The 16,114-nt window shown below is 71.1% G+C and carries 16 protein-coding genes and 1 tRNA gene; 4 read left to right on the plus strand and 13 right to left on the minus strand.

Annotation, left to right across the window (positions count from 1 at the left end; translation table 11 throughout):
• Window positions 1-7 precede the first annotated feature (7 nt).
• The 11 genes from DEI81_RS09605 to DEI81_RS09650 all read right to left on the minus strand — a co-directional run bounded on the left by DEI81_RS09605 (window position 8) and on the right by DEI81_RS09650 (window position 9,568).
• Window positions 8-1,351 (minus strand): sugar ABC transporter substrate-binding protein, encoded by a 1,344-nt coding sequence (locus tag DEI81_RS09605; protein WP_111010484.1) that lies wholly within the window; start codon window positions 1,349-1,351, stop codon window positions 8-10.
• 116 nt (window positions 1,352-1,467) lie between these two features.
• Entirely contained in the window at window positions 1,468-2,421 is a 954-nt protein-coding gene (locus DEI81_RS09610; protein ID WP_111010485.1) for a nucleoside hydrolase, read from the minus strand.
• A gap of 328 nt (window positions 2,422-2,749) precedes the next feature.
• A complete protein-coding gene (locus tag DEI81_RS09615) occupies window positions 2,750-3,319 on the minus strand; it encodes a VanZ family protein (protein ID WP_375334769.1) in 570 nt (189 codons plus the stop codon).
• Window positions 3,320-3,431: 112 nt separating this feature from the next.
• Window positions 3,432-3,680, minus strand: coding sequence for a hypothetical protein (locus tag DEI81_RS16215; RefSeq protein ID WP_181435372.1), 249 nt, complete (start codon window positions 3,678-3,680; stop codon window positions 3,432-3,434).
• Between the two features lie 112 nt (window positions 3,681-3,792).
• Window positions 3,793-4,005 (minus strand): hypothetical protein, encoded by a 213-nt coding sequence (locus DEI81_RS09620; RefSeq protein ID WP_111010487.1) that lies wholly within the window; start codon window positions 4,003-4,005, stop codon window positions 3,793-3,795.
• Window positions 4,002-4,433, minus strand: coding sequence for a hypothetical protein (locus tag DEI81_RS09625; protein WP_111010488.1), 432 nt, complete (start codon window positions 4,431-4,433; stop codon window positions 4,002-4,004). The genes DEI81_RS09620 and DEI81_RS09625 overlap by 4 nt, the downstream gene beginning before the upstream one ends.
• A 254-nt stretch (window positions 4,434-4,687) precedes the next feature.
• Window positions 4,688-4,762 (minus strand) — tRNA-Arg (locus tag DEI81_RS09630).
• 108 nt (window positions 4,763-4,870) lie between these two features.
• A complete protein-coding gene (locus DEI81_RS09635) occupies window positions 4,871-6,343 on the minus strand; it encodes an MDR family MFS transporter (protein ID WP_111010554.1) in 1,473 nt (490 codons plus the stop codon).
• A 179-nt stretch (window positions 6,344-6,522) separates the two neighbouring features.
• Window positions 6,523-7,017 carry an HNH endonuclease gene (locus tag DEI81_RS09640; RefSeq protein WP_111010489.1) on the minus strand — a complete coding sequence of 165 codons (495 nt, stop codon included), beginning with the start codon at window positions 7,015-7,017 and terminating at the stop codon, window positions 6,523-6,525.
• A 339-nt stretch (window positions 7,018-7,356) separates the two neighbouring features.
• Window positions 7,357-8,520 (minus strand): C40 family peptidase, encoded by a 1,164-nt coding sequence (locus DEI81_RS16700; RefSeq protein ID WP_181435373.1) that lies wholly within the window; start codon window positions 8,518-8,520, stop codon window positions 7,357-7,359.
• A 355-nt stretch (window positions 8,521-8,875) separates the two neighbouring features.
• On the minus strand, window positions 8,876-9,568 hold the full coding sequence (locus DEI81_RS09650) for a metal-dependent transcriptional regulator (protein WP_111010491.1): 693 nt from the start codon (window positions 9,566-9,568) through the stop codon (window positions 8,876-8,878).
• A gap of 129 nt (window positions 9,569-9,697) precedes the next feature.
• Here DEI81_RS09650 and serC point away from each other — a divergent pair, with 129 nt between their 5' ends.
• Window positions 9,698-10,816, plus strand: a complete 1,119-nt coding sequence (gene serC / locus DEI81_RS09655; RefSeq protein ID WP_111010492.1) for a phosphoserine transaminase — start codon at window positions 9,698-9,700, stop codon at window positions 10,814-10,816.
• A gap of 108 nt (window positions 10,817-10,924) precedes the next feature.
• Here the strand turns inward: serC and DEI81_RS09660 are convergent, their stop codons facing one another.
• Window positions 10,925-11,674 (minus strand): DUF3027 domain-containing protein, encoded by a 750-nt coding sequence (locus tag DEI81_RS09660; RefSeq protein WP_111010493.1) that lies wholly within the window; start codon window positions 11,672-11,674, stop codon window positions 10,925-10,927.
• Between the two features lie 2 nt (window positions 11,675-11,676).
• A complete protein-coding gene (locus DEI81_RS09665) occupies window positions 11,677-12,054 on the minus strand; it encodes a cold-shock protein (protein WP_111010494.1) in 378 nt (125 codons plus the stop codon).
• A gap of 217 nt (window positions 12,055-12,271) precedes the next feature.
• On the opposite strand from DEI81_RS09665, the gene DEI81_RS09670 reads away from it, so the two are divergent.
• The 3 genes from DEI81_RS09670 to DEI81_RS09680 are packed head-to-tail and all read left to right on the plus strand — an operon-like array spanning window position 12,272 to window position 16,022.
• Window positions 12,272-12,490, plus strand: a complete 219-nt coding sequence (locus DEI81_RS09670; RefSeq protein ID WP_111010495.1) for a hypothetical protein — start codon at window positions 12,272-12,274, stop codon at window positions 12,488-12,490.
• 28 nt (window positions 12,491-12,518) lie between these two features.
• Window positions 12,519-14,282 (plus strand): helicase-associated domain-containing protein, encoded by a 1,764-nt coding sequence (locus tag DEI81_RS09675; RefSeq protein ID WP_111010496.1) that lies wholly within the window; start codon window positions 12,519-12,521, stop codon window positions 14,280-14,282.
• Between the two features lie 48 nt (window positions 14,283-14,330).
• On the plus strand, window positions 14,331-16,022 hold the full coding sequence (locus DEI81_RS09680; protein ID WP_111010497.1) for a DNA repair helicase XPB: 1,692 nt from the start codon (window positions 14,331-14,333) through the stop codon (window positions 16,020-16,022).
• Window positions 16,023-16,114 lie beyond the last annotated feature (92 nt).

The following is a 16,114-nucleotide window of genomic DNA, read 5'->3' on the forward strand; positions in this document are numbered from 1 at the left end:
GGGCGGCCTACTTGTACTTCGCCCAGGCGGTCGTCAGCTTCGCCTTCGCGGCGTCGAGCGCCTGCTTCGGGTCGGCCCCGTTCCGGATGTCCGAGTAGGCCTGGTTGATGATGGACTCGAACTCGATGTAGCCGATCGTCTTGACGCGCGACACCGCGGTCTGCGACGTCTCGTGGTTGATGATCTTCGCCGCGTCGGCCCCTGCAGCCGACTGGAACACGGGCTTGTCGAAGTAGAGCTGCTTGCCCTTGACGTTCGCGGCGAGCTCCGGGTTGCTCCGGTAGCGGATGTAGCCCGAGCCGTTGTCGACCGCGAGCCACTTCATGAACACCGCGGTGGCGTCCTTCTGCTTGCTGAAGGGGTTCATCGCGACGGACCACGAACCGGTCGGCGTCGCGACCTGCTTGCTGTCCGCGAAGGCGGGCATCGGTGCCACGCCCCAGTGCACCTTCGACGCCTGGAGCTCGGGCAGGAGCCAGGGCCCCTCGACCGAGTACGCCACCTGGCCGGCGAGGAACGCGGGGTCGGTCTGGTCAGCGGTCATGCCCTTCGGAGCCGCGCCCGAGGCGAAGATCGAGCGGTACCACGTCATCGCCTTCACCCACGCACTGTTGGTGAAGTCCGGCGTCAGGTTGTCCTTGCCGTCCGCCCCGACCGAGCCTCCGAGCTGGACCGAGAGCGGCTCGAGCTGGTAGTAGCGGTCGAACTGGCCGAACGTCATGCCGTACTGCGCGCCGGCCTGCTTGGCCTTCAGCGCGTCGGACGCCAGGTCCTGCCAGGTCATCCGGCTGCTCGTGGACGCGGAGGGTGTGGGGAGCCCGGCCTTCGCCAGCAGGTCCTTGTTGTAGTACAGGAGCTGCGTCGAGTTCGCGATCGGGAGGGCGTACAGCTTGCCCTTCTGGACGCCCGTCTCGTACGACACCTTGTCGAACGACGACGAGTACCCGCCGAACTGGGACGTCAGGTCCTCGGCCTCACCGCGGCTGGCCAGCGCGGCGATGCGCGGCTGGTCCGCCCAGTAGAGGTCCGGGTCGCCGCCCTTGTTCGACACGTGCGAGTCGACGGTCGAGTTGAGGGAGTCGAACGGCACGGTCTGCCACTTGATCGTGATGTTCGGGTGTGCCTTCTCGAACGCGTCGACGACCGGCTGCATGTTGTCCGGGGACTTGAGGCTGAGGATGCTGAGCACCTTGACGGTGGTCTTCGGGTCCTTCGACGGGATGGACCAGCTCCCCGAGGAGGATGCGGCACCCCCGCCGCTCGAGCATCCGGTCAGGGCGAGCGCGCCGGCGATGACGCCGGCGGCGGTGACGAGCAGCCGACGACGGCCGTGGTGGACGTGTGATCGCATTGGTCCCTCCATTGGGTGTGCGGATCGTGGGTACGGTGAACGGCCCGGCGCCCGGGGCGGGCGACGGTTGTGGCGGGCGGCGGGCGGAGCGGGTGCCGGTCGGGCGCTCCGACGGCTCAGAGGTCGGCGATGCGCCCCAGGAAGTGGTCGGTGAACGCGGCGACGTCGACCTCGGTCGCGATCCTGCAGTTCGGCGCGGGTGCGTCCGGCCCGTGCCCGAGGTCGGTGACGAGCACGCCGCGCGCGAGTCCGTCGCCGGTGACGACGTCGACCGCGGCGTCGACCCAGGTGAGGAACTCGGGGTGCGTCAGCGCCGCGACGGCGAGCGGGTCGTGCATCGCGCACGAATCGCGGTTGCGCGGGTCGCCCGGGTCGCGCTCGGCGATGTGGTCGATCCACGCGTTCGTCGATTCGCCCGCGAGGGCGGCGAAGTCGCGGCCCGAGTCGGTGAGACGACGAGCGTCGTCGCGGGTGAGTCGGACCTGCAACGTGACGTCGAGACCGACCCACCGCTGGGGCGCACCGGACCGCAGCACGGTCGCGGCGGCCTCCGGGTCCACCCACACGTTGAACTCGCCCGGCATGCTCCGGTGGGCCATGGTCCCGAGGAACACGCCGCCCATCATCACGATCTCCTTGACCGACGACGCCAGTCGTGGCTCCATCGTGAGGGCGAGCGCGATGTTCGTCAGCGGCCCGATCGCGCAGATCGTGATCTCGCCCGGGTTCGCCATCACGTGTTCGATGATCCGGTGCGCCGCGTGGCCCGGGTCGGGCTCCAGGCCGACCCCGTACGTGCTGACGACCTCGGGGGACGGCTCACGCCGGCGCTCTGGGTGGACGAGCGGTGTCGGGGCGCCCTTGACGACCGGGACGTCGATGCCCAGCCGACGGCGGAGTTCGAGCGTCAGGAGCGTGGCGCTCTCGACGTCGGTGTTCCCGTTGACGGTGGTGACCAGTTCGAGGTCGATCTCGGGTTCCGCGACCGCGAGGGCGAGCGCGAACCCGTCATCGATGTCGCTGCCCGGGGCACCCATGGCGAGGTCGGTGTCGAGGATGAGACGAGTCATCGCGAACTCCCTTGTTCAACTCGTGTTGCGTCGCTTCCTGACTGCGAGTTAACACGAGTTGCGCGGCGCGGACAAGGGGGGATCCGGAAATGGTCGGGCGAGAGACCTCGGTGGGCGTCAGCGTCGGCACTCCGGTCGATCACCGCAGTGGCGCGGGCTCGGCCATCCCGTCTCCTCCGGGGACGGCTTCCACATCAGCCCCCACCGAGCTCCCTCGGCACGAACTCCGAGGAGGAGCCACCCTGCCGCGGCCCCCTGGAGAGCGGACCCGTTGATCGCTCGGGTCGCTCATCAGGCCACGCCGGTCGGATCGCCCGACCGCGATCCGTCAGTGCAGACCTGATCCCCACCGGGAGCGGGCTGAGGCTCCGCGCTTCCCGGGCCTCGGTGACCTCGGGTCCGCACTCGGACACCACACGAACGGCGTCGCGACGCGCGAGAGCTGTGGTACGCGCGACAGGAGGCGGACGACCGCGATCCCCACGAGCGCCCCGACGGTGTTGCCGATCACGTCGTCGATGTCGGCGACACGCCCCGTGCTCACGGTCATGTCACCGACGAGCTGGACCACTTCGATCGTGACGCTCAGCAGGAACGCGATGGTCCCGAGTCGGATGACGGATCCCCGGACGAGGAACGGCAGGAGCACCCCGATCGGAACGAACAGGACGATGTTGAGGACCATGCCCGACGGGTCGCGCGGCACGGTCGCCACCGGGATGAGTTGCACGAACACCGGCCATGGCGGGAGCGTGGCTCGTTCCGCGCCGAGGACGATCGGGGCGGGGAACAGCACCGACCGGAGCAGCACGATCCCGAACAGGCAGGCGGCGCCAGCGGTGATCGTGCGCGAGAGGGTCAGGCGGTCGCGCTGCCGCAGCCGCCACAACAGGAGCACCCAGACGACGATCGCGGCAGGGATGAGGACGGGCAACGCGGGAACCACGGACGGCAGGCTATCGGCGACGCTCGCGCTGTGCCTGCGCGGGCGGAGGTCGTGGCAGCTGCCGTCAATGGTTCCTGCGGCGCTGCGCAGACAGGGCGCGAACCCATCGGAGCCAGCCTTCGAGCTCGGCTCGTGCTGCTTCCACACTGTGGTGACTTCCCTCGACGGTCCCGTCGATCGAACGCGCCGCGAAGCCCTGCTCGTGGGTCACCGTGCCGACGAGGTGTCCTCCGAGGAACGCGCCGAGACCATCATCGGCTTCCACCCACGCCAGATCGTGGAACGCGTCGGTCCCGGCTGGCAGATCGCTCATGGTCCGTCCTCGCGATCCTCGGGGGGGGGCCAGCGGTTCGAGATGAGGCTGCCGCGGTGCTGCTCGGCTCGAGAAGACCCACGCGCGGATCGCGGGGTCTCGGTCCGATCGCCTACCGGTGGACGTCGGCCGTGGAGCGCGATTGGGGCCGCTGCACGATGACGACCGGGCAACCGGGCCCACCCTGGTAGACGAGCGTGCCGCCCCCGTCGAGGTCGACGTGCTTCACACCGGGGTCGTTGACCAACGAGTCGAGCTGCCGGCCATCGGCCACGACGTCGAGGCGGTACTCGCGGCCGCCCACGACCGCGTACACGTCGTTCACGCTCGACCCCGGGGCGTGAAGGAGATCCTCTCCGCGGCGCGGGTCACTTCCTTCGCCCGCGCATCACGGTCCTCGGCCTCGCCCTGTGCCACATCGATCCGTCGCTGCTTCTCCACGGCCACGTTCCGGCTGATCTCATCGATCACCGTTGCGATCTCCTCCGCGAGACCCTGCTCGAGCTCTTCCAACGAGGTGTGACCGATCAGGAGGCGACGATCGGCGATCTCGAGCGTGACCTCGGGGTACCCCGCCGTCGCCATGGCGTTCCGGACACTGCTCGTGACGATCGCCTGGGCCTCCATGGGCTCGGGACGACGGTTGAACACCGCCGGGACGGTGTACCGCGCCGACGAGGCGGGGAGCGGGTTGGGAAGGCCAGAGGCCACGACGCCGGCGAGAGCCAGGGATTGGAGATGGGTGTCGGTCATGATGTCGCCGCTTCCGTCGACGGCTCCCGCACGCTCGCGCTCGAGAGGATCCCGAGCGGATCTGTGGTGGCCGCTCCTCGAGCCTCCTCTTGCCGCCTGGAAGCGCGCCTGCGACCCATGGGCAGCGCGCGGATCAGTCGGAGAAACCGGCGGACGAGGTGTGCTGGGGTCGCTGGGGGCAGGAGGAGGGACCCACCAAGGGCGCGGCTACCGAGCTGGCTGGACCTTCGACCCCGGCACGGCGACGACGACGGTGGTGCCCCTGGAGGGACTCGAACCCCCAACCCTTTCCTTAGGACGGAACTGCTCTTCCATTGAGCTACAGAGGCAGGCGCCAGCCACTCTACCGGCCCCACCACGGACGGACGGGAGGCGCGACACCAGCCGGTGCCGCGCCTCCCGTCCGTCCGTGGTGGGGGGGGGGGGTGGGGCGGCTCCTACGCGGACGCCACCGGCTGCTCGGCCCCGGCCTCGGCCCGCGCAGCTGCGGTCGCGGGCGCAGCGCCGAGCGCCGGCTCCGCGTCCTCAGCGGCCCCGGCGGCAGACGCCACCCCGCCCTGCGCCGCCCGCCGGTGCCCCGGCAGGAACAGCACGGCGACCAGGAGCACGACGGCGATCGCGGCGATTGCGACGAACACCAGGTGCATCGCGGTCATGAGCCCGGCACCCTCGGGGACGCCGGCGGCGTCGAGCTGCACGTGCGCGTTGACGACCGCGCCGAACACCGCGACGCCGATGGCCGAACCCATCGAGCGGGCGAACATGTTCGTGCCGGTCACGGCACCGCGCTCGCTCCAGGTGGCGGACGACTGGGCGGCGATCAGGGTCGGCACGGCGGTCAGGCCCATGCCCGCGCCGATGACGAAGCAGAACAGGGCGACGAGCCAGATCGACGAGTGCACGGCGAGCGTGATGGTGAGCACCGCACCGATGAGCACGAGCGTCGACCCGATGACCGAGGTGACGCGGAACCCGAACCGCAGGTAGAAGCGCCCGGCCTGCGACGCCGAGATCGGCCATCCGAGGGTGAGCGCCGCGAGCGCGAACCCGGCGATGAGGGCCGACGCCCCGAGGACGTCCTGCGCGTAGATCGGCACGTACGTGGACAGGCCCATCACGATGACGCCGATGATGAGCGACGCGATCGTGGACGCGGCGACCACGCGACGCTTCAACAGGCCGAGCGAGAAGATCGGCTGCGCGACGCGGAGCTCGACCACGACGAACGCGACCAGGAGGACCGCGGCGGCGATGAAGATCGCGAACGAAGCGGGGGCGTCCCAGGCCCACGACGTCCCGCCCTCGAGCAGACCGAGCAGGAGCGCGGTCGTCCCGCCGCCGAGCAGGGCCGCGCCGAGGTAGTCGATGCGCTGCCGGTCCTGCGACGCGTCACGCTGCTCGTGGTAGGCGCGGATGAGCATGACGCCGGCGACGATGGCGAGCGGGATGTTGATCCAGAAGATCCACCGCCACGCGCCGATCTGGCTGAACAGGCCACCGAGGGTCGGCCCGACGACCGAGGCGATGCCCCAGACCGAAGCGAGGTAGCCCTGCGTCTTCGCGCGCTCCTCGAGCGTGTAGATGTCGCTCGTGATCGTCATCGAGATCGGCAGCACGGCGCCCGCGCCGAGGCCCTGCACGACCCGCGCCAGGATGAGGACGGGCATCGACCACGCGGCGCCACACAGCACCGAGCCGAGCAGGAACAGGCCGATCCCGACGAGCAGCAGACGCTTGCGGCCGAGCACGTCGGCGAGGCGCCCGTAGATCGGCACCGAGACCGCCTGCGCGAGCAGGTACACCGAGAACAGCCAGGGCAGCTGCTGGAAGTGCCCGAGGTCCTTGGCGATGGACGACGACGCCGTCGCGATGATCGTGGAGTCGAGGGCGACCAGTGCGGTCGCGAGCATCAGGGCCAGGAGGATCGGGCCGCGCTCGGAGCGCAGGCCCACGCCGGAGCGAGCAGGAGGTGCAGAGGGTGCAGACACCTCGGGGGCAACTCCGAGCGCTGGTTCAGCATTCCGCAGACACGCCGGACGGGAGGCCCTGCACCCGCTGGCCCCGTCCCTCCCGTCCGACGCGCGTCCGGTCAGGCGGCGGCGAGGTACTCGTCCCAGTCCGGCTGCGGCCGCTCGATGCCGCGCACGATCCACGCTGTGCCGTGCGGAGCACGTGGGCGGAAGCGCAGCGTCCAGCCCATCTCGTGCGGGGTGCGGTCACCCTTGACGTTGTTGCAGGCCAGGCAGCACGCGACGAGGTTCTCCCACGAGTCCGCACCGCCGCGGGACTTCGGGTGCACGTGGTCGATCGTCGTGGCGTGCCGGTTGCAGTAGGCGCAGCGGTTGCCGTCGCGGCGCAGCACCCCGCGGCGGGACACGGGGACGAGCCGGCTCTGCGGGATGCGCACGTACCGGGTGAGGACGATGACCGACGGCCGGTCGTAGCTCGTGGTGGAGCCGAAGACCGGGTGGTCGGCGTCGGCGGTGATGACGGTGGCCTTCTGGTTCATGACCAGGACGAGGGCCCGTCGGAACGAGATCACCGCGAGGGGTTCGTAACCGGCGTTGAGGACGAGAGTGCGCATGGGGTCCCTTCCGACGTGCCTGGACGGCTTCCAGGCGGACGACGCTGCTCACGGTCCCCTCGGTCCTCGAGCGGGTGACCCGACCCCGGAAGCAGAAGAGCACCGCCCTGGTGGGCGGTGCTCAGTTCGCGGGCGCGTGCTGGGGCACGCGGCAGGTCGTGGTCGACCATATGTCGACGTGCGCGCGCCGACCCATGGTGCGGGTCGTGCGGCAGGCTGGCATGTGATTTCCCGTTCGAGGTCGAGTGGACCGTGTCGCCAGGTTAACCCAGAAACCGGCCCGACACGAGAGCGTGTGGACCGGTTTCCGGTGCGTTCAGCGGGCCTGGGCCCGTCCGTTCACTTGATGCCGAAGCGGACGATGTGGTAGTCGGTCGTCCAGATCGGGCGGATGCTGACCGAGCCGCCGGGCTTCGGGGCGTCCATGATCATGCCGTTGCCCATGTAGAAGCCCTCGTGCGCCTCGGTGTTGAAGATCACGACGTCGCCGGGCTGGGCCTCGGAGGTCGGGATCGTCGTGCCGGCGGCGTCCTGCAGCGGCACGGAGTGCGCGAGCGAGATGCCGAACTGGGCGTAGACGTACATGACGTACCCGGAGCAGTCGAAACCGGCCGGGGTCGCACCGCCGTAGACGTACGGCGTGCCGATGTACTGCTCTGCGACCGAGACGACCTGCGACAGGCTGAAGCTCGGGTACTTCGGGCTCGCGACGTAGTCCGCGGCGCTCGGACCGGTGTACGAGGCGTACGAGGCGGCGGTCTGCGCGCGGGCCGTGGCGAGGGCGGTGTCGCTCGTCGTGGTCGTCGTCGTCGCGGTGGACGCGGTGACCTTCGGGGCGACGACCTTCGGGGCCGTCGCGGTGTAGCCGTCGCGGACGGTGTCGGCGAGCGCCGCGGTGTTCGCGACGGTGAGCGACTGGCTGTCCGCCGAGCGGAGGTTGCCCTGGGCGACGGCCTGCTGCGAGCCGGCGGTCGGCTGCGGGGCGGTCGCGGCGATGGCGGGGAGCGCCATCGTGCCGAAGAGTCCGGCCGTGATCGTCATGACGGCGACCGGCAGGACCTTGCGCTTCCCGCGCGCGGCCGGCCGGGAGGCGCTGCTCGCGACCGCCGCGCGGCTGGCGGCGGCACGGCGGGCGGCGGTGGCGACCGGGGACTTGGCGAACGACGATGTGACCGGCGCGATGGGGGTCTCGAGCTCCGGGTCGACGGAGCGGACCACGGCGGCGCCGGCCGCGACGGCGGGCTTGGGGGCCGGCTCGGTCGCCGCCACGAGGGTGGCCTCGGCGGCGGGTGCGGCCTCGGCGATGGCCTGCTCGGACGCCGCGGCAGTCGTGGCGGCGACCGTGACCGGTGCGACGGGCGCGGCCGACCCCGTGCGGGCGGCGGCGGCCTCGGCGGCGCGGCGCTCGCGGCGACTCGCGAACTGGATGTCGGTCGAACGGGCGGCGGCACCCGTGGTGGTGTCGGCTCGCTGGGCGTCCGTGGTGGAACCGGTCTGCGTCAAGAGTGTTGTCTCCGGCGCCTCGACTGCACACGCGACCGAGGCCGTCGGGTGCAACCCCATCCGTTCGTCATCGTTTCCGATCAGGCAGGAGACGGGTTCGAGACGTCCTGCCACGGTTCCCGCCAGCTCGCTTCCAGGCTCTGCGGGACTCGTCGAGTGTACGCAACGCCTCCGACGGTGTCGAGGCCTGCGAGCAAGTTGGTAACGATTCGATCAAGAAAGCCTGGTCAGAGGCCGTTTTGACATGTTCCGACGCCGCGCGGGCGGGACCGCCGGAAGTCGTGTAGGCGCCCCAATCCGGGTACCCCGCAGCCCACCGCTCGGGGTACGCCGAGGGGGACGGCATCCCCGGCCGTCAGCTGCCGATGTACACGTGCTGTGCGACCTCGACCGGCAGCTCGAGGCCCTGGTCCTCGCCCTCGACCCGCACGGCGACGTACGCTCCGGCGCGCTGCACGCTCGCGGTCCGTCCCGGCATGACCCCGGCGGCACGGAGTTGCGCGAGGAGTTCGGGCTCGAACTGCACGGGTTCGCCCAGGCGGCGGATGGTCCCCGTGCTCACCGTCGACGAGCCGTCGGTCGCGGCGACGATGCTCCGGACGCCGTCGAGGAACCGTCCGGCCGGGGCGTCGCCGAGCTCGTCGAGGCCGGGGATCGGGTTGCCGTAGGGGGACTCGGTCGGGTGGCCGAGCATCTCGATGATCCGACGCTCGACCTGCTCGCTCATGACGTGCTCCCAGCGGCAGGCCTCGTCGTGGACGAAGGCCCAGTCGAGGCCGATGACGTCGGACAACAGGCGCTCGGCCAGCCGGTGCTTGCGCATGACGTGGGTGGCCCGCTGGCGACCCTCAGACGTGAGCTCGAGGTGGCGGTCCCCGGAGACGACGACCAGGCCGTCGCGCTCCATGCGGGCGATGGTCTGCGAGACCGTGGGGCCCGAGTGTCCGAGTCGCTCGGAGATCCGTGCGCGCAGGGGGACGATCGCCTCCTCCTCGAGGTCGAGGATCGTGCGCAGGTACATCTCCGTGGTGTCGACGAGATCGGTCACCGGAACGCCTCCCCTGTCACGTGCACAACTCCTCCAGCCTACTTGTTCACATGCCGCGGCCCGGACAGTGCTCCACAGGGGGTCGCGCGCTCGTCCGGGCGTGGGATACCACCTCACTAGGATCGACCCATGGCAGACATCGTCATCCCCGCTGACCTCCTCCCCACCGACGGACGCTTCGGCTGCGGCCCGTCCAAGATCCGCGGTGCGCAGCTCGAGTCCCTGGTGACGGCAGGGGCGACGATCCTCGGCACGAGCCACCGTCAGGCGCCCGTCAAGAACCTCGTCGGCAGCGTTCGCGAAGGCCTCGCGACGCTGTTCGACATCCCCGACGGGTACGAGGTCGTGCTCGGCAACGGTGGCTCGACGGCGTTCTGGGACGCCGCCGCGTTCGGCCTCGTCGAGCGCCGTGCCGAGAACCTCTCGTTCGGCGAGTTCGGCTCGAAGTTCGCCAAGGCGGTCGCCGCTCCCTGGCTCGAAGCCCCGCACGTCGTCACCGCGCCCGGTGGATCCCGGTCGGAGCTCGAGATCGTCGAGGGCGTCGACGTCTACGCCTACCCGCACAACGAGACCTCCACGGGCGTGATGGCCCCCGTCGTCCGCGCGGCCGGCGATCCCGGCGCGCTGACCGTCGTCGACGCCACGAGCGCCGCCGGTGGCGTGCAGTTCGACACCGGTGCCGCCGACGTCTACTACTTCGCACCGCAGAAGAACTTCGCATCCGACGGCGGGCTGTGGCTCGCCCTGTTCTCGCCGGCCGCGATCGAGCGCGTCGAGCGCATCGCCGCGAGCGACCGCTACATCCCCGAGTTCCTCAGCCTGAAGAACGCCGTGGACAACTCGCGCCTCGACCAGACGCTGAACACCCCCGCGATCACGACCCTCCTGCTGCTCGACGACCAGATCCGGTGGATCAACGGGTCCGGCGGCCTGGCTTGGGCGGACATCCGCACCAAGGAGTCGTCGAACGCGCTCTACGAGTGGGCCGAGTCCGTCGACTACGCCACGCCGTTCGTCGCCGACTCGGCAGACCGGTCGCAGGTCGTCGCCACCATCGACCTCGATGACGCGATCGACGCCAAGGCCGTCAGCGCCGCGCTCCGGCAGAACGGCATCGTCGACACGGAGCCGTACCGCAAGCTCGGCCGCAACCAGCTCCGCATCGCGACGTTCACCGCGATCGACCCCGACGACGTCCGTCAGCTCATCAAGGCCATCGACTACACGGTGGCCGCGCTGCGCGGCTGACGGCCGCACGACGGACGACGACGGCCCCCGGGATCCGATCCCGGGGGCCGTCGTGCGCCTCCCGGCCACAGGTCGCCGCAGCGTCCGATCCGGCCGGGAGGCCCGGCGTCACTCCGCCTCGTCCGCCGACTCGGCATGCCCAGCGCTGGTGGGACCTGCGTCGTCGTCGGAGTCGTCCGCGTCAGAGTCGTCGTCGTCCGCGTCGTCGCCGTCCGCGTCGTCGTCAGGCTCGTCGTCCCCGTCCGAGTCGTCCTCGTCCGAGTCGTCCTCGTCCGAGTCCTCGTCGTCCGAGTCCTCGTCGTCCTCGTCACCTTCGACGACGGCGATGGCCTCCTCGACGTCCACGCCGTCGAACGCGTCGTCGCCCAGGTCGTCGTCCTCGTCGTCGTCCTCGTCGTCGTCCTCGTCGTCGTCGTCGAGCAGGTCCTCGTCGTCCTCGTCCGCGTCGTCGTCGTCGTCCTCGTCCGACTCGTCCTCGTCGTCGTCCTCGTCAGGGTCGTCGTCGGAGTCGTCCTCGTCCGAGCCCAGGTCCTCCGCGTCGCCGGCATCGGCGTCCGCATCGCCCTCTTGCGTCGCCCGGTACTCGGCGAGCCGCTCCGACCACGGCACCCAGTCGGGCGCGAGCAGCGAACCGTCGCCGGGCATCAGCTCGACCTCGAGCACGGTGGGGTCCTCGCCGTCGACCTGCGCCAGGCTGACGGTCCAGCGCCATCCGGGGTAGCCGGGCATCGTGTTGGCGAACAGCACGGACACGACGCCGTTGCCCTCGTCCACGGTGCCGACGACCGCTCCGACGGTGTCCTCGGGCGTGACCTCGAGCAGCGCGGTACGCGCGAGCCCAGTCGGGTCCTCGATCACGGTCAGGCGTCCAGCTGGTCGGCGACGTGGCGGAGGATGGCCGCCGTCCGCGACCCGTTCTTCGGGTAGTGGCCGTGGCGCAGGTCGCCGCTGATGCGGTCGAGCTCCTTCACCAGGTCCTCCACGATGACGGCCATGTCGTCGGCCGAGCGCCGGTTGATCTTCGCGAGGCTCGGACCCTCCTCGAGCACGCGGACCGACAGCGCCTGCGAGCCACGCTTGCCCGCGACGACGCCGTACTCCAGACGCGCTCCGGCCTTGATGGTGGTGACCCCGGACGGGAGCGCCGACGCGTGCAGGAAGACCTGGTCGCCGTCATCGCCCGTGATGAAGCCGAACCCCTTCTGCTCGTCGTAGAACTTGACCTTGCCGGTCGGCATGACTGCACTCCTCGATCTGACGTCCGCGGTGTCCGCGGACGGCGTTCCTTGTCGATCATCCTGTGTCGACTATCCTGAGCCGGTGGCCAAGACCCGATCAACCGCGCGACAGCGTCCCGTTCGGACGCAGGCCACCGGCCCTGCGCAGTCGACCAGGACCCCGGAGCGCCCGCAGACGCCCGAGCCCCCGGTGGCCAATCGTATCGAACGCATTCTGATGTACATGATCGCGGGGATCATCGCGGTCGCACTGGTGTGCTTCCTCGTGCTCATCGTGGCGTGGCTCACGGTCGGGTCCATCCCCGGCACGGGCATCTGGCCGACGGTCGAGGCCTTCCCGCTCATCGGCTTCCCGATCGGGCTGCTGCTCATCATCGCGCTGCTCGCGGTCAACTGGACCAAGCGGGCACGCGAGAACCGGGACGACGCGCGCTGACCCCGCTCCGGGGCGGACGGACACGACGATGACGACGGCAGCCGCCCTCGCCGCCCGACTGCGGGCCATGCCCGACGACGACCTCGTCGCGCTCGTCGCCGCGCGGCGCCTGCCGGGCGCGGCCCTCGCCGCACACGGCCCGTCGGCCGTGGCCGACTTCTTCGACCTCGCGGACGCCCTCCGGACGCCCGACGTCATCGACCGTGCGCTGGCACGACTCCCGCGCGCGACGCTCGCCGCCCTCCAGCACCCCGTCGACGCGGACCCCGCGGCACTCGCGCCCGCCGTGGCACTCGGCCTCACCGACGGAGCGGACCTCGACGACGCGGTCGCCGCGCGACTCGCCGAGCATCCGGAGTTGCGACCGGACGACGCTCCCCGGCCGGGAGGCCCGACCCCCGTCCCGCAGGACGTCGACCGGGTGCGCGCGGTGGCCGCCGAGACGGCGTTCGCGACGCTGACGTCACTCGCCGAACTGGTCCGCGCGGTCGCCGCGGACGAGGTGCACGAGCTCGCGAAGGGCGGGATCGGGGCGCCGCTCGCGCGGCACCTCGGTGAGCGCGCCGCGGCCGACCCGGTGCGGGTCCCGGACCTGCTGGCCCTGCTCGCCGAGACCGAGCTCGTCGATCCCACGAGCCCGACGTGGACCGTCACCGACGACGGTCGCGGCTGGCTCGTGGCGCCCTGGCCCCTCCGGTGGGTCGAGCTCGTGGTCCGGTGGCGGGCGACGCTGAGTGATCCGGTGGTCGAGGTCCTCGCCCTCGCCGCGGACGACTGGCGCGGGCTCGATGCCCTCGGACGCTGGGCCTATCCCGGCGGCGCGGAGTGGCTCCCCGCGGAGCTCGTGCGGAGCGCCGGGACCGCAGAGGCCCTCGGCATCACGGTCGACGGCGTGGTCACCGCGACGGGGCGCGTCCTGTTCGCGGCGCGGACCACCGACGACGCCGCGGCGATCGACCACGCCGCCGCCGACCTGCCGTCCACCGTGCCGGGGGTGTACCTGCAGAACGACCTCACCGTCATCGCCCCCGGCCCGCTCGAACCGGCCGACGACGCCGCACTCCGCACCGTGGCCGACGTCGAGGCACCGGGACTCGCGAGCCGCTACCGGATCTCCGAGGACAGCGTCCGCCGCGCACTGCTCGAGGGGTACGACGGAGCCGCGGTCCTGGACACGCTCGGCCGACTCTCGGCGGCCGACGTGCCCCAGCCGGTCCGCTACCTGGTGGAGCAGGTCAGCGCCCGTGCCGGCAGCATCGTCGTCGACCACGCTGCTGAGCGGGGCAGCGTGGTGCGGGGTCCCGCCGAGCAGCTCGACCTGGTGTCCGTCGACGCCGAACTGCGCTCACTCGCCTGGGCCCGGCGGTCCCCGATGGTGCTCGTCAGCCCGTACCCGCCCTCGTCCGTGGTCTCCGCGCTCGAGGACCAGCGGTACCCGGCCGTGCTCGCTCCCGCCGCCCGCGTGGCGGACCCGGCCGGGCCTCCCGTTCGTCGCCGGACCGCGCGCACACCCGAGGAGCAGGCGCGCGAGCTCGTGGAGCGCCTGCGCGCCGCGACCCGACGAGGCGACCAGGAGCCCGCGCAGGAGTGGATGGGACGGCAGATCGACCTGGCCGTGCGCGGCAAGGTGGCCGTGCGCGTCGTCGTGCGGATGCCCGACGGCACCGAAGCCCCGTTCACGATCGTGCCGACGTCGGTGAGCGGTGGCCGGATCCGGGGCCGCGACACGCACGCCGACGTCGAGCGGACCCTGCCCCTGTCCCTCGTGGTCGCGGTCGAGCACGTCGTCTGACCGACCGACCCGGACGTCTCGTCGGCGGCGCGGCTAGGCTCGACGGTCATGAACGGGCCACTCATCGTCCAGAGCGACCGGACCGTGCTGCTCGAGGTGGCGCATCCCCAGGCCGAGGACGCGCGACACGAACTCGCGGTGTTCGCCGAACTCGAGCGCGCCCCCGAACACGTCCACACCTACCGCATCACCCGCCTCGGGCTGTGGAACGCGCGCGCCGCGGGTCACGACGCCGACGCGATGATCGACACGCTCGAGCGGTTCGCCAAGTTCCCGGTGCCGCAGACCGTCGTCGTCGACATCCGTGACACCGTCAGCCGCTACGGCCGTCTCGTCATCCGCCGCGAGGACCCGGCGGACGCGCCGGCGATCGCGAACGACGCGACGGAGGAGCTGGAGCAGCAGCCGAGGCTGGTCCTCACCGCATCGGACCCGTCGATCCTCGCCGAGGTCACCCGCTCGAAGCGGATCGCCCCGCTGCTCGGCGCCCGCCGGTCGGACACCGCCGTCGAGCTCGAGCAGTGGGCGCGCGGCCAGGTCAAACAGGAGCTCGTCAAGATCGGCTGGCCTGCCGACGACCTCGCCGGGTACACGCCCGGACAACCGCACCGGATCGACCTCGACGAGACCGAGTGGCACCTCCGCGCGTACCAGGAGGACGCGGTCAAGAGCTTCTTCGCCCAGGGGTCCGGTGTCGTCGTGCTGCCCTGTGGTGCGGGCAAGACCCTGGTCGGCGCGGGCGCGATGGCCACCGCCAAGGCGACGACGCTCATCCTCGTCACGAACACGGTCTCGGCGCGGCAGTGGCGCGACGAACTCCTCCGCCGCACGTCGCTCACCCCGGACGAGATCGGCGAGTACTCCGGGAGCGTCAAGGAGGTCCGGCCGGTCACGATCGCGACGTACCAGATCCTCACCGCGCGGCGGAAGGGCGTGTACACGCACCTGTCCCTGCTCGACGCCCTCGACTGGGGCCTCATCGTCTACGACGAGGTCCACCTGCTGCCCGCGCCGGTGTTCAAGCTGACCGCGGACCTCCAGGCGCGACGGCGCCTGGGACTCACGGCGACGCTCGTGCGCGAGGACGGCCGCGAAGGCGACGTGTTCTCGCTCATCGGGCCGAAGCGGTACGACGCGCCGTGGAAGGAGATCGAGGCGCAGGGGTACATCTCCCCCGCCGAGTGCTACGAGGTGCGGATCGACCTGCCCCACGAGGACCGCCTCGAGTACGCGGCCTCCACGGACGACGACCGGTACCGGCTCGCCGCGACCTCGCCGGCCAAGACCCCGGTCGTGCGCGACCTCATCGAGAAGCACCGCGGCGAGCAGATCCTGGTGATCGGGCAGTACATCGACCAGCTCGACGAACTCGCGGCGCAGCTCGACGCGGCCGAGATCACCGGGGCGACCCCGATCGACGAGCGCGAACGGCTGTACCAGGCGTTCCGCGAGGGCACGATCGACGTGCTCGTGGTGTCCAAGGTCGCGAACTTCTCGGTCGATCTGCCGGACGCGACGGTGGCGATCCAGGTGTCGGGCTCCTTCGGCTCACGGCAGGAGGAGGCCCAGCGGCTCGGCCGGCTGCTCCGCCCGAACAAGGACGGCCTCCCGGCGTCCTTCTACACACTCGTCACGCGGGACACCGTCGACCAGGACTTCGCGCAGAACCGGCAGCGGTTCCTGGCCGAGCAGGGGTACGCGTACACGATCCTCGACGCCGATTCCCTAGCGGCCGCGTGAGCAGTTCCGGACAGTCATCGCCCCCTCGACGTCTGCACCAGGAAATCCCGCCGTCCTGTCAGACAGCGTCCCATCCGTTCCCAGGCAACCCA

It is taken from the genome of Curtobacterium sp. MCBD17_013, assembly GCF_003234565.1.
Lineage (GTDB): Bacteria > Actinomycetota > Actinomycetes > Actinomycetales > Microbacteriaceae > Curtobacterium.

What these genes read in the sequence shown, in the direction of transcription:
- DEI81_RS09605 (WP_111010484.1), bottom strand. Translation starts at nt 1,351, where the DNA reads ATGCGATCACACGTCCACCACGGCCGTCGTCGGCTGCTCGTCACCGCC.
- DEI81_RS09610 (WP_111010485.1), bottom strand. Translation starts at nt 2,421, where the DNA reads ATGACTCGTCTCATCCTCGACACCGACCTCGCCATGGGTGCCCCGGGC.
- DEI81_RS16215 (WP_181435372.1), bottom strand. Translation starts at nt 3,680, where the DNA reads ATGAGCGATCTGCCAGCCGGGACCGACGCGTTCCACGATCTGGCGTGG.
- DEI81_RS09625 (WP_111010488.1), bottom strand. Translation starts at nt 4,433, where the DNA reads ATGACCGACACCCATCTCCAATCCCTGGCTCTCGCCGGCGTCGTGGCC.
- DEI81_RS09635 (WP_111010554.1), bottom strand. Translation starts at nt 6,343, where the DNA reads ATGCTCGCGACCGCACTGGTCGCCCTCGACTCCACGATCATCGCGACG.
- DEI81_RS09640 (WP_111010489.1), bottom strand. Translation starts at nt 7,017, where the DNA reads ATGCGCACTCTCGTCCTCAACGCCGGTTACGAACCCCTCGCGGTGATC.
- serC (WP_111010492.1), top strand. Translation starts at nt 9,698, where the DNA reads ATGGCAGACATCGTCATCCCCGCTGACCTCCTCCCCACCGACGGACGC.
- DEI81_RS09665 (WP_111010494.1), bottom strand. Translation starts at nt 12,054, where the DNA reads ATGCCGACCGGCAAGGTCAAGTTCTACGACGAGCAGAAGGGGTTCGGC.
- DEI81_RS09670 (WP_111010495.1), top strand. Translation starts at nt 12,272, where the DNA reads ATGTACATGATCGCGGGGATCATCGCGGTCGCACTGGTGTGCTTCCTC.
- DEI81_RS09675 (WP_111010496.1), top strand. Translation starts at nt 12,519, where the DNA reads ATGACGACGGCAGCCGCCCTCGCCGCCCGACTGCGGGCCATGCCCGAC.
- DEI81_RS09680 (WP_111010497.1), top strand. Translation starts at nt 14,331, where the DNA reads ATGAACGGGCCACTCATCGTCCAGAGCGACCGGACCGTGCTGCTCGAG.